Genomic DNA, 13,433 nt, shown 5'->3' with positions numbered 1-13,433 from the left:
AGAATACAACAATCCAATTATATTAAACTAATTAAAAGAGCATGGAGATTATCCATGCCAACGGTTAACTTTTAGATAGCTGTTTACCAGCAATTGATTCGCTCACTTGCTGATCTTTTATTCTTTCACCTAACAGGTTATCATTTTATTTTAATCTGATTGATTTCATGTACAATTCCAGGATTAACCAACGATGATAAATCACCTGCATCATTGTGGAGCAAAGCAGACTTGATGACGCGGCGCATAATTTTTTGGTTCCGGGTTTTCGGTAAATCGCTCACAAAGTAAATAGCTGAAGGCTTTAGGGCTTTGCCAAGCTGGCTGCTGAGCAGATTCATTAGTTCTGTTTCAAGCTCAGGGCTGCCCTTTACATTTGTTTGCAATACAGCAAAGCATATACAGGTTTCCCCTTTTATCTCATCAGGAATCCCGATAGTGGCTGCTTCAATTACATCATTATGCTTAATAAGAATAGATTCATACTCAGTCGGACCTACTCTTTTTCCCGCTATATTCAATGTATCATCAGATCGCCCTTTAATCTCCCAAAAAACACCGTCTGTACTCACCCAGTCCCCATGGACCCAGGTATTTTCATAGGTTCTCCAATATGTATCCAGATATCGTTCCGGCTCATTCCAAAAACCTTTTGTCATGCCTACCCATGGAGCATGAATACAAAGCTCGCCAACTTCATTCTTAACAATTTCTCCAGCTTTATTTAAAACGCTAACATCCATACCTGGCAATGGGGTATTAAACATAATGGGAGCAATTGGCTTTAATAAAACATTTCCTAAAATGCCGCCGGATATTTCTGTACCTCCTGAATAATTAATAATTGGGATTTTCCTTTTCCCTACCTTTTCAAACAGCCAATTCCATGGATCCGGATTCCAAGGTTCACCCGTTGATCCAAACACTTTAAGAGATGAAAGATTGTGTGAACTAATCGAGTCATCAATCCTTGCCATTAACGAACGAATTAATGTAGGTGAGATTCCTAATTGCGTAACTTTCCACTTTTCAACTAACTTCCATATCTGATTAGCCTTTGGATAGTCTGGCACCCCATCGTAAAGCATGATAGTGGCACCATTCATTAAACTGGCAAACAATTGAAACGGCCCCATCATCCAGCCCATATCCGTTATCCAAAGGAGCTTATCTCCTTTGACCATATCCATTGAAATTCTTGCATCAATCGCGGACTTTATCGGAAAGCCAGTATGGGTGTGGACAGTTCCTTTAGGCTTGCCAGTCGTACCTGATGTATAAATCAACATCAATGGATCATCACTTTTCATTTCGAAAGAAACATGGAGTGGTTCGGCAGCTTCAAGCTGACTCCAGGATACAAATGACTCGTGAATTCTATTCTCACTAACGACAATTACCTTCTCTAATGAATCCAATTCACCCAAAACATTTGTAACTGTCTTAAGCATATCGACCTTTTTACCACGGCGAGTGTAGAATTCTGCCGTTATAATCATTTTGGACCCAGCTGCATTTACTCGCGTTTTCAGTGCATCCTCTGCAAACCCGGAAAATATAGGAGATACAATCGCTCCAATCTTTGCAGCAGCGAGGATAGCAACAATAGTCTCAGGGATCATTGGCATATAAATAGTTATTCTGTCTCCACGAACAATCCCCTGGTCCAATAAACCTCCAGCTACACGGCTCACCCTCTCATATAGTTGCGGAAAAGAAATTTTCCTTATTTGCCCTGTTTCATTTTCATATTCAATCGCATTATGCTTCGAATATATCCATTTTTCTATACAAGAATCCACAACATTACAAGTTCCGCCAACATACCAATCCGGGAATTCAATCCCATTTGATAAATCCATTACTTTTTTATATGGTGTTTTCCAAGCAAAGCCCAGTTCTTTTTCTACGGAACCCCAATACCATTCTGGATCTTGAATGGATTTAGCGTAAAATTGATCATAGTCTTCAAACCCCAGTTCCCGTATCCACTTATAAAGACGAATGTTAGAAATCGTTTCATTATCAGGTATCCAGGCTACTTGGCTCATGAAAGAACCCTCCGTTTTCTCATACCGGGTAAACCGGATGTTTTCGGCATGAAAAGACCTGATATTTACTTTCATATAAACCAAACCTGGTGATTAATTCACTTCTCAAATTATTCGGCTCAACAATATCATCAATAATCATTTCAGAGGCAAGACGATAAATATTAATATCTTCTTTATACTCTTCTCTTTTTTGCATAATGAAGCCTTGACGTTCTTCTTCCGGCAAGGCGGCAATTTTATTGGCATAAACCGCATTCACTGCCGCTTCAGGACCCATGACTGCAATCGAGGCAGTCGGCAAGGCAATACAGCAATCTGGTTCAAAGGCTGGACCGGCCATCGCATATAAACCTGCACCATACGCTTTCCGAACAATAACAGAGATTTTTGGAACGGTTGCTTCACTCATGGCAGCAATCATTTTTGCACCATGCCTGATAATTCCTGCCTGCTCTACTTTAGTGCCAATCATAAAGCCTGGGATATCGGCCAAAAAGAGCAAGGGAATATTGAAGGCATCACAAAGATTAATGAATTTGGCTGCTTTATCAGCTGAATCATGAAAGAGAACCCCGCCTTTCACGCGCGGTTGATTAGCGATTATCCCAACTGGTTTTCCTCCCATTCGGGCAAGGCCAGTTATTAATTCAGGAGCAAATAATTTCTTGATTTCACAAAAAGAATCCTCGTCTATTAATTGATTAATGAGGTCATACATATTAAAGGGTGCATTTTGATTCTGAGGGATCAAATCTGCGATTGTTTTGTCTGATACTTGAGGTAGTTTTACTTCGCTGCTTTTGGTTTTCTCGGCAAAATTGGCCGGGAAGTAGGATAGATATTTCCGGGCATATTCGATTGCCTCTTGTTCACTGCTTACAAGGACATCTCCGCACCCCGATACGGAACAATGCATTTTTGCTCCGCCCATTTGTTCCAATGTGACTTTCTCCCCAATCACCATCTCTGCCATCCTAGGAGAACCAAGATACATGGATGCATTCCCTTCCACCATTACAACGATATCGCAAAATGCAGGAATATAAGCACCGCCTGCTGCGGAAGGACCGAATAATAAGCAAATTTGCGGGATTTTCCCTGACAATTTCACCTGATTATAAAAAATTCTTCCGGCACCCCGGCGCCCTGGGAACATTTCTACTTGATCCGTTATTCTAGCTCCGGCCGAATCCACTAAATAAAGCAGAGGAATTTGAAGCTTTTCCGCTGTTTCCTGAATACGGATAATTTTTTCAACCGTTCTAGCTCCCCAAGAACCTGCTTTAATGGTAGAATCATTTGCCATAACAGCAACCGTTTGACCATTTATTTTCCCTAATCCAGTTACCACCCCGTCAGCCGGTAAACCTTCAGCAGAATGATTAGCAAACAAGCCATCCTCAGCCAATACGCCATCATCAAACAATAGCTCAAGACGCTCCCTGGCGAATAATTTACCTGCTTCTTTATTTTTTTGGTGATATTTCTCGGCTCCGCCTTTTTTTATGTTCTCTGCTTTTTCCAGAAGTTCATTTTGATAGGTATTCATCCTTATCCACCTTTCTACTATCGTTTATTCCCCGGTATATACAGGTTTTCGTTTTTCACTGAATGCTTTCAATCCCTCCATACGATCCTTCGTTGGAATGGTAACTTGATAACTCCATTCTTCTATTTGCAAGCCATGCACTAAATCTGTTTCTATACCGCGGTCTATCGCTTTTTTGGCTTCCATCACAGCAATCGGGGCATTGTCGGCAATTTGCCGTGCTATTGAAAAGGATACAGTCTCCAAATCTTCCAACTCGGCGATTTGATTAATCAACCCGATTTGCAAAGCTTCACCAGCATCTATTCTGCGAGCTGTATAAATCAATTCCTTCGCTTTACTGATTCCAATTAACCGTGGCAGTCTTTGTGTTCCGCCAGCACCCGGAATGATTCCCAGTGAGGTTTCTGTAAGCCCCATCCTTACATGATAACTGGCTACTCTGATATCACAAGCCAAGGCAAGCTCAAGTCCTCCGCCAAATGCCGCTCCATTAATAGAAGCAATTGTTGGCTGAGGCATTTTCTCAATTATAGTGATGGTTTCTTTGATTAATCGAACTGCTTCCCCTACCTGTTTTTGATTCATATGCAATCGTTCTTTCAAATCAGCTCCCGCACAAAAAGCTTTCTCACCGCTTCCGGTAATTATGATGCAACGAATAGAGGGGTTTACTTTAAATAACTGAAGTGTTTGCTGTAATTCTTTTAGCAATTCGACAGACAAGGCATTGGATTTATGAGGTTGATTTAATACAATAATTCCAATCCCATCATCTCGTACTGTTTGTTCAATCATCAATTGACCCTTCTCCCTTCCCTTTTTTCCTGGATAGCCATTTGTTTACTGGATAAAGGAATCCCCATCTGTTTCTGTATATAGTCTGCTGCTCTCCCTAACATTTTTTCATCAATGCCGGTACGGATTCCCATTCTTTCTAGCATATAGACTAAATCATCTGTGGCTACGTTTCCTGATGCTCCAGAAGCATATGGACAACCGCCCAAGCCACCAAGTGAAGAATCAAAAATAGTGAAGCCTTTCTTTAAAGCTACTAATATATTGGCCAGCGCCATTCCACGTGTGTCGTGAAAGTGCAGAGCAATGCGCTCTTTATTAAACCGTTCTGATACTTCATTTAACATAAATTCCACCTGCTTCGGATGCGCAATGCCAATCGTATCCCCAAGAGATACCTCATCTACCCCCATTTCAAAAAGCCTATCGCATATATGTAAGACCGTATCGATCTTAACATTGCCTTCGTACGGGCAGCCGAACACAGTTGATACGTACGCACGTGTTGACTTGCCTTCCTTTGAAGCATCCTCTGCTACTTCCCGGAGGATTGGGTATGTTTCTGTTATCGATTTATTAATATTTTTTTGATTATGTGTTTCACTTGCTGACATAAAAATGGAGACTTCGTCGATGTTGGCTAACAGTGCATTTTCCAATCCCTTGCGATTAGGGACAAGTGCAGCATAGGTGATCTTGTTCTTGCGATTAATTTTCCTCGATACCTCCAGAGCATCAGCCAGTTGTGGGATCCATTTAGGAGGAACAAAAGAAGTAATTTCAATATAAGAAAGACCCGTTTCACTCAACAGGTCAATCCATTCTATTTTTTGTTCAGTCGGGACTATACTCTTTTCATTCTGCAAACCGTCCCTTGGGCCAACTTCTTTAATCTGTACATATTCGGGAATCTCCAAACCATTCACCCCTTGTTATTCAATTCGGGCCAAAATATCTCCTTCATTGACAAAATCACCTTCACTTACAACAACTTCAGTTACGAGGCCATTACCTTCAGCTGCTATTGGAATTTCCATTTTCATAGATTCCAGTATGACAATATCCTGGCCGCCTTCAACGGTATCCCCCTCTTGCACTTGTACCTTCCAAACGCTCCCCGCCATACTCGCTTTAATTTCTTCTGCCATTAGTATCTCTCCTATCTGTTTTTCGTTTTTTTGAGATTTGTCTCAATAAACCCAGTTGTGGTGTCACCAGCTTTAAAGGCATCATGCTTAATCACCGTTAAAAGCATGGGTAGATTGGTTTTAATTCCTTCTATTTCATAGGTTTGAAGTGCCATTGTCATACCGCTTATAGCTGCTTCCCTGCTCGGTGCCGAGACAATCAGTTTTGCAATCATCGGATCATAAAATGGCGTAACCAATGAATTGCCTCTGATGGCGATTTCATTGCGTACCCCTGGACCATCCGGCAATTTTAAATGGGTTATTTGACCGGGAGATGGCAAAAAAGTATTGGGGTCTTCGGCATAAACTCTCACTTCAATAGCATGACCCTCTAAACGAATATCTTCTTGGGTAAATCGCAAACGTTCCCCATAGGCAATCCTAATTTGTTCCTCAACCATATCAATTCCCGTAATTTCCTCTGTTACCGGATGTTCAACCTGAAGGCGCGTGTTCATTTCAAGAAAATAAAAATTCTTTTCTTCATCTATTAAAAATTCAAATGTACCAGCATTATAGTATCCTAAATCGCCTACAGCCTTTAACGCTGTTTCTCCCATTCGTTTCCGTAAACTCTCATCTACAAATGGAGATGGTGCTTCTTCTATTACTTTTTGATTGCGGCGTTGAATGGAACATTCACGTTCCCAAAGATATACAGCATTTCCTTGTTTGTCTGCCAGAACTTGAATTTCAATATGTCTCGGATTCACAATGACTTTTTCAAGGAACATATCCCCATTGCCAAAAAAGCTTTTGGCCCGGGTTTGATTTCCTTCATAAGCTTTCCGGAGCTCTTGTTCATTGGAAACTGGCTGCATGCCAATCCCGCCGCCGCCAGCAGAAGCTTTCAGCATCACCGGATACCCGAGTTTCTCAGCTACCCTCACTGCGTCTTCCACATCAGCAAGCGGGTAAGATATCCCCGGCACAACAGGTACACCTGAATTTTCCATGGCGCTTCTTGCTTTTGTCTTTTGACCCATTAATTCAATGACATCCGGCGAGGGGCCAATAAAAACAATATTTTCTCTTATACATTCCCTCGCAAACTCACTGTTTTCACTCAAAAAACCATAGCCGGGATGGATCGCTTCCACATTATGCTCCCTGGCAATCTCTAAGATTTTTGCAGTGTTCAAGTAGCTTTCATTTACTCTTGGTCCACCCAATAAATATGCAAATTCCGCTTCTTCAACGAATAGCGCATCTTTGTCTGCCTCTGAATAGACCGCTACTGTTTCGATATGGAGGCGTTTACATGTACGGATGATTCTTGAGGCAATTTCCCCTCGATTGGCAATTAATATTCTCTTAAACAATACTGTTCCCCCTTACGTTCCCAAAATCTGCATGGACTGTTCACGAAGCTTATATTTTTGAATCTTTCCAGAAGCCGTCATCGGATATTCATCGATAAATTCGATATAAAGCGGGATTTTATGCTTGGAGATTTTCCCTTGGCAATAATTTCGGATATCATCAGCCGTGATGGTTGAGCCTTCTTTTGGAATGATCCAAGCCATGACTTCTTCGCCATACTTGGCATCCGGTACACCAATGACCTGCACATCAAGCACAGCAGGATGCTGGTACAAAAATTCTTCTATTTCTCTTGGATAAATATTTTCACCACCGCGGATAATCATGTCTTTGAGCCTGCCAGTAATGGCACAATACCCCTCTTCATCCATGACAGCCAAATCACCAGTATGAAGCCAGCCATCTTCGGAAATTGCAGCTGCAGTCGAATCTGGATTTTTATAATATCCCTTCATCACATGGTAACCTCGCGTGATTAACTCTCCATGCTGACCGCGCGGTACCTCCCGCTCTGTTCCAGGTTCAACAATTTTTACCTCAATATTAGCCATCGCTCTGCCGATGGAGCTGACTCTTAATTCAAGCGAATCGTCCGTCCTCGTTTGAGTGATACCTGGTGAAGATTCGGTCTGTCCAAATACAATTGTAATTTCAGCAGCACCCATTTTTTCCACTACACCTTTCATGACCTCTATGGGACATGTAGAACCAGCCATTATGCCGGTACGGAGCGTGGATAAATCATAGTCTGCAAAATCATCAAGGTTCATTTCAGCAATAAACATCGTCGGAACGCCGTGAAGAGCTGTACATTTTTCTTTTTCGATAACCTGTAAAACGCTCTTCGGATTAAACTCCTGTAATGGAATCATAGTTGCACCAACAGAAACAGCTGTTAATGTGCCTAATACACATCCAAAACAATGAAAAAAAGGGACTGGAATACACATTCGATCTTCATTTGTCAGCTTCATTCCTTCCGCAATATTAATCGCATTGTTGACAATATTGCGATGAGTCAACATGACTCCCTTTGGAAATCCAGTCGTCCCAGACGTATACTGCATATTGATGACATCCTCGTCATGTAAGGAATTCATCCTGTCCGTCAATTCCTGCTCTGATGTGTGGGAGGTCATTTTCATTACATCATCCCAACTGTACGTACCAGGATATCGATTCTCACCCAACACGATGACATTTTTTAAATAAGGCAGCTTCTCTGATACGAGCTCTCCAGGAGGTGCATCTCTTAATTCCGGTATGACTTCATAGAGTGTTTCAATATAGGAATGATCCTTTACATTTTCCATTAAAATCAGTGTTTTTGAATCAGATTGCTGCAGAAGGTATTCTAATTCCATGGCTCTGTAACTCGTATTTACCGTAACGAGCACCGCTCCCATTTTCCCTGTCGCATATTGGGTAATCAGCCATTCAGGAGTATTAGTCGCCCATATGGCAAGATGATCTCCCTTTTCCATTCCAAGCGACATAAACGCTCGGGCTGCCTCCTTGCACATATCATTAAACTGTTTATATGTGTAACGAAGACCTCGATCTGAATAGACAACCGCTTCCCGCTCCGCATTTGCTTGGGCTATTTCATCCAAAAGCGCACCAACTGTTTTTTGAACTAAATCCGCCATCTCAATCCTCCTTATCACTTTAAAAATATAAGGCTAGCAACCTAATTGGCGGGATATAACAAGTCGCTGGATTTCAGAGGTACCCTCGCCAATCTCCAATAACTTCATATCACGTAAGTATCTTTCCACTTCATATTCACGCATATATCCATATCCACCATGAATTTGAATGGCCTGATTGCAAGTACGGAATCCCATTTCGGAGGCAAATAGCTTGGCATAGGCGGATTCCCTTGTGAAATTTTTCTTTTGATCTTTAAGCCAGGCAGCCTTCAGTACCATATTTCTGGCCAGTTCAATTTCCATTGCCATGTCTGCCAGTTTAAATTGAATCGCCTGAAACTTAGAGATGGACTTTCCAAATTGAATGCGTTCCTTGCTATAGGCTAATGCTTTATCAAAGGCTGCCTGTGCAATCCCGACCGCCAAAGCCGCAATTGAAATCCGGCCGCCGTCTAGTGTATATAAAAATTGTTTAAATCCTCCCTCGAGATCTCCAAGGACATTCTCCTTAGGTACCCGAACATGATCGAGGATTATTTCTGATGTATTCGAAGCTCGAACACCCATTTTGTCGTAATTGCTTGTGATCGTTAATCCAGGTGTATTGGTTGGTACAAGAAAGGCGGATATGATATTCTTCCCAGAATTGGTCTTACCAGATACCGCAGTGACTGTAATCGTTTCTGCAAATCCGGCATTTGTAATCCAACATTTTTCTCCTGTAATAACGTACTCATCACCCTCAAGTACTGCTTTCGTTCTCGTCCCTCCGGCATCTGATCCGGCATTAGGCTCCGTTAATCCAAATGACGCAAGGGCCTGACCACTTGCTAATGGCGTTAAGAACTGTTGCTTTTGCTCCTCAGTTCCAAAATAATAGATTGGGCTAGAACCAAGTGAAACTGCCGCCGCATAGCTTAAACCAGTTCCCCCGCATGCTCTTCCGATTTCCTCTACCGCTAGTGCGTAAGATATCGTATCTCCGCCGGACCCTCCGTATTCCTCCGGGAAAGGAATACCAAGCAAACCCAGTTCACCCATTTTCTTAAACACTTCTTCAGGGAATCTTGAATCCCGGTCTAATTCAATTGCAATTGGCTTAATTTCCTTTTCTGCAAACTCCCTCGCCAAATTGCGAACCATCTTTTGCTCCGTGCTTAGCTCAAAGTTCATTTTCATCCTCCTAGCATTTTGATAAAAGAGACCGACTGGTTGGTCTCTTTTGGATATGTAAGCGTTTTAATTAATCTGTAAAAAAATGTACGTATTTCCTTTTTGCATCCTCCGTTAATAAGGCATGCATAACAAAATCCGTAAAATACACAGAAATTTGATCCATCGGCATCGGTCCATTTCGCTGATACCATTTAGAGGTCCAATTCACAATGCCCAATATGGCCAGACCACTAATTTCATAAGGGATTTCTTTTCGAAAATCACCGGATTCCTGACCTTCTTTGATGACTTCGTAGATTAATAATCTGAATTCATCCCGTTTTCGTTTAATAGTTGAATCCAATTCCGGTTTTAAATATTTACTTTCCTGATAAAAGACGGATATGTGAGATTGGTAGAGATCAAATACTTTCGTAAACGAGTAAATAATCTGTTGGAGTTTCTCTGGTGGAGTGTGATAATGGTGAATTGCCTCTTTAGCTTTGCTTAAGACATAGGAGATAAATGTGTCGTGTATAGAAAAAAGAAGTTCATCCTTTGATTGGAAATGGTGATAAAATCCACCCTTAGAAGTATCACTGGCCTCAACAATGTCATTTACTGAAACACCATGAAAGCCATGCTTTTCAAACAACCTAACCGATGTATCGAGAATACGATCTTTTAATTCCGTTTTCTTCACCCCTTTCACTGTAAAATTATTTATGTTTTTGATTCTAACTCAGACTTCACAAAATTGTCAAATTATTTTATTTATTCAAATATTTAAGTTTAGATGGATAGTTAAAAATGAAAACGAAACATATAGTACTATTAAATAGATTCAAGGTAAAACCAGAAAGTCCGTTCCATTGCGCGCTTACTCCACTCGCTTTCCGCGGGGAGGAAGGCTTTAGCCTCCTCGGCTGCGCCTTGCTCAGGTCTCAGCCTTTCCTCTACTTCCCGCAGGAGTCGGTGGCTTCCGCTCCATTCCACTAGATGTGAATAATGGTATGTAGCATGAACCTATCTTTTGAAAACAAATAAAACCCAAACTAGATGTCGAATATCCAATTTAAAATGTCACCTAATAGTTCGGATTTATCGTTAACTGAAATACTTATGTCCCAACCTTTAATATATTGATTATACTTTTTTGCTAATCTAAACCATTAGTTAACCTAGCATAATAATTTTCAGTAGCTATCCTATTAATTAACGAATTTCCCGCCTTTTCCGGCTGCCTCCCAGTAATCATTTCGAAGGACTACCTTTTGAATTTTTCCAGAGGCTGTTTTTGGAAGTTCGCTTACAAAGGTTGCTCCTGTTATCGCTTTAAAATGAGCTAACCTCTCTCTTGTAAATGCAATTAATTCTTCTTCAGTCACATTTCTTCCCTCTCTTTGAACAATAAAGGCATGAGGAGTTTCTCCCCATTTTTCATGAGGAACAGCGATCACTGCTGCTTCTAATACATCAGGGTGGTCATATAGCACGCCCTCAACCTCGATGGAAGAGATATTTTCACCACCGCTTATGATAACGTCTTTCTTCCTATCGATAATATCAATATGTCCATATTCATCCACAGTAGCCATATCTCCCGTATGAAGCCATCCGTTTTTGATTGCCTCCATCGTAGCCTCATCATTCTTCCAGTACCCTAACATGACCCCATTACTTCTTGTAATGATTTCCCCAATCTCTTTACCGTTATGCTCCACTTCTTCACCGTACTCAGTCACAACTTTGACTTCACAGCCAACCATCGAAATTCCAGCTTTTGATTTAATTCGGTATTGCTCTTCAGTAGGTAACTCCTTTAATTCAGAACGAACAACTGAAATCAAGCTTAAAGGTGAAGATTCAGTCATTCCATATACTTGTATGAAATCCCAGCCCAGCCCTTTTTCCACTCGTCTAACAAAGGCTGGTGGAGGTGCCGAACCAGCAATGACAACTCGAACTGCTTGTTCATTATTTAAACTATTCTGATCGTAATATTGCAGGAGTGCATTTAACACGGTTGGGGCCATATGCATAACGTTTACTTTATGTTTTTCGAGGGCAGAAAAAATCATCTCAGGTGTCGTTTTTCGAGAGCAGACCTGAGTAGCACCGTTAGCCGTATAATAAAAAGGAGAACCCCATCCATTTACATGAAACATCGGTAAAACATGAAGTAAAACATCTTCATCCGTTATGCGAAGGTGATGCATAGTACTTAACGCATGAATATAGTTATTTCGATGAGTCAGCATGACTCCCTTTGGATTCCCGGTTGTTCCACTTGTATAAAGAAGGCTGGATACATCATCTTCTTCTAACGGAAATCTCTCAAATACCTCGTTACTTTGCTCCTCCAACCAAACATCATATCCTACCTCTTCTGTCTTGGTATCTTTATAATGAACTATAATTTTTTCAATCGTCTTGAGCTTATCTTTAATTGGCAAAATTAAATGGTAAAGGTCTTGATCAACGAATAAAATTTTCGATTCACTATGGTTTAAAATAAATTGATAATCATCTGGCTTTAATCGACTATTTAGTGGTACCATCACACCACCCAATTGGAAAATCCCATAAAAGCCCTCTAACATTTCTACAGAGTTTGGAGCTAAGTAAGCAACACGATCCCCTTTTTGAACCCCTAAATTCTTTAAACCGTGAGATAACCGATTAACTCTTTCATTTAGTTCATGATATGTAAATACCCTATCTTCACATATGATAGCCTGCTTTTCCCCATACAAGCTTACGGCCCTGTCTAAGAATTGCGTAAGTATTAATGGTACGTTCATCACTGTATCCCCCATTTCTAAAGTCAAAATGTTCTGAATTAATCAGATTTAACATATTCTCTTTCTTTGTAGAGTTTATTTCTCCCAAGTAATAGAGCAGTCGATCTAACTTCTGACATTTTAAACGAAACACCAATTTCTTAAGCACCATTCCTACTCTCCCAAATAATTAATTCGACAAACACAATCTATATTTCCTGCAATAAAAATGGAAAAGTAATATAAAAAGCACTTCGAAGAATGCTTGAGTTAATAATCACTTATTTGTTACATGGTATTTAATAGACTATAAGAAAAAATAAAAAATGAGGAAAACTTTATTACGTCCTATTTATTTATATAGGAACAGATATATAATCAAAAAATGTGGGAAGATGTAAAATGGAGATAAGAAATTTGGAATAGTAAATTGACAGGATGGGGGTCGCTGGTCCGAACCCAGTGGGGATGATACTTTTCGAGAAGGCTTAAGCTCATGTGTATCAAGGGTTTGAGCCTTCTTTCAATTATTCAGTAAGAACCCACAAATGTTGCAAAGAAGCAGCACACGACACTGCACTAGCCCAGTCTTTCCAAGGGATTCAGCTGTCTCCATTATTTCCGTTAAATCCAAAATGTTCACTAAACCGATCCGCTGTTCGTCTCTGCATTTCCTCATTAGTATGGGAATAGATATCGTTTGTCATCCACACTCTAGCATATCCAAGCCGCTCACTAACCACTTTTGGATTCTCTCCCATTCTCATAAGAACCTTTGCATGAGTATGCCGTAGATTGTGGAATGGCATATAAGGAATCTTTGCCAGTTTGATTAGGCGCTGATATTTTCTCAGAAGATTGCGTGGTTCCATACTACTTCGTTGGTGGTTTCATCTGGTTCTTCTTTTACGGTTTCCTCCATAGAATAC

The 13,433-nt window shown here is 40.7% G+C and carries 11 protein-coding genes; all 11 read right to left on the bottom strand.

Going from position 1 to position 13,433, the window contains the following annotated elements; translation table 11 throughout:
• Positions 1-140: 140 nt before the first annotated feature.
• Positions 141-2,051 carry an AMP-binding protein gene (locus tag AC4G3L_RS00280; RefSeq protein WP_491074981.1) on the bottom strand — a complete coding sequence of 637 codons (1,911 nt, stop codon included), beginning with the start codon at positions 2,049-2,051 and terminating at the stop codon, positions 141-143.
• A gap of 19 nt (positions 2,052-2,070) precedes the next feature.
• Complete coding sequence (locus tag AC4G3L_RS00275; RefSeq protein WP_491074980.1) at positions 2,071-3,603, bottom strand: acyl-CoA carboxylase subunit beta; 1,533 nt, start codon at positions 3,601-3,603, stop codon at positions 2,071-2,073.
• Positions 3,604-3,627: 24 nt separating this feature from the next.
• Entirely contained in the window at positions 3,628-4,401 is a 774-nt protein-coding gene (locus AC4G3L_RS00270; protein WP_491074979.1) for an enoyl-CoA hydratase, read from the bottom strand.
• The gene (locus AC4G3L_RS00265) at positions 4,401-5,318 is read right to left on the bottom strand and encodes a hydroxymethylglutaryl-CoA lyase (protein WP_491074978.1); all 918 of its coding nucleotides are present in this window, start codon (positions 5,316-5,318) and stop codon (positions 4,401-4,403) included. Before AC4G3L_RS00265 ends, AC4G3L_RS00270 begins: the two co-directional genes overlap by 1 nt.
• A gap of 15 nt (positions 5,319-5,333) precedes the next feature.
• Positions 5,334-5,549: an acetyl-CoA carboxylase biotin carboxyl carrier protein subunit gene (locus AC4G3L_RS00260; RefSeq protein ID WP_491074977.1), complete on the bottom strand. Its 216-nt coding sequence runs from the start codon at positions 5,547-5,549 to the stop codon at positions 5,334-5,336.
• An 11-nt stretch (positions 5,550-5,560) separates the two neighbouring features.
• Complete coding sequence (locus tag AC4G3L_RS00255; RefSeq protein WP_491074976.1) at positions 5,561-6,913, bottom strand: acetyl-CoA carboxylase biotin carboxylase subunit; 1,353 nt, start codon at positions 6,911-6,913, stop codon at positions 5,561-5,563.
• A 12-nt stretch (positions 6,914-6,925) separates the two neighbouring features.
• Positions 6,926-8,563 (bottom strand): AMP-binding protein, encoded by a 1,638-nt coding sequence (locus AC4G3L_RS00250; protein WP_491074975.1) that lies wholly within the window; start codon positions 8,561-8,563, stop codon positions 6,926-6,928.
• A 33-nt stretch (positions 8,564-8,596) separates the two neighbouring features.
• A complete protein-coding gene (locus tag AC4G3L_RS00245; protein ID WP_491074974.1) occupies positions 8,597-9,739 on the bottom strand; it encodes an acyl-CoA dehydrogenase family protein in 1,143 nt (380 codons plus the stop codon).
• Positions 9,740-9,809: 70 nt separating this feature from the next.
• On the bottom strand, positions 9,810-10,424 hold the full coding sequence (locus AC4G3L_RS00240) for a TetR/AcrR family transcriptional regulator (RefSeq protein WP_491074973.1): 615 nt from the start codon (positions 10,422-10,424) through the stop codon (positions 9,810-9,812).
• Positions 10,425-10,932: 508 nt separating this feature from the next.
• Positions 10,933-12,525 (bottom strand): long-chain-fatty-acid--CoA ligase, encoded by a 1,593-nt coding sequence (locus AC4G3L_RS00235; RefSeq protein WP_491074972.1) that lies wholly within the window; start codon positions 12,523-12,525, stop codon positions 10,933-10,935.
• Positions 12,526-13,106: 581 nt separating this feature from the next.
• Positions 13,107-13,376, bottom strand: coding sequence for a tyrosine-type recombinase/integrase (locus tag AC4G3L_RS00230; RefSeq protein ID WP_491074971.1), 270 nt, complete (start codon positions 13,374-13,376; stop codon positions 13,107-13,109).
• Between the last annotated feature and the right edge of the window lie 57 nt (positions 13,377-13,433).

The organism is Bacillus sp. z33, from assembly GCF_058313615.1.
Note: the sequence above shows the minus strand (reverse complement) of the source record. Positions and strands in the feature narration are given on the sequence as shown.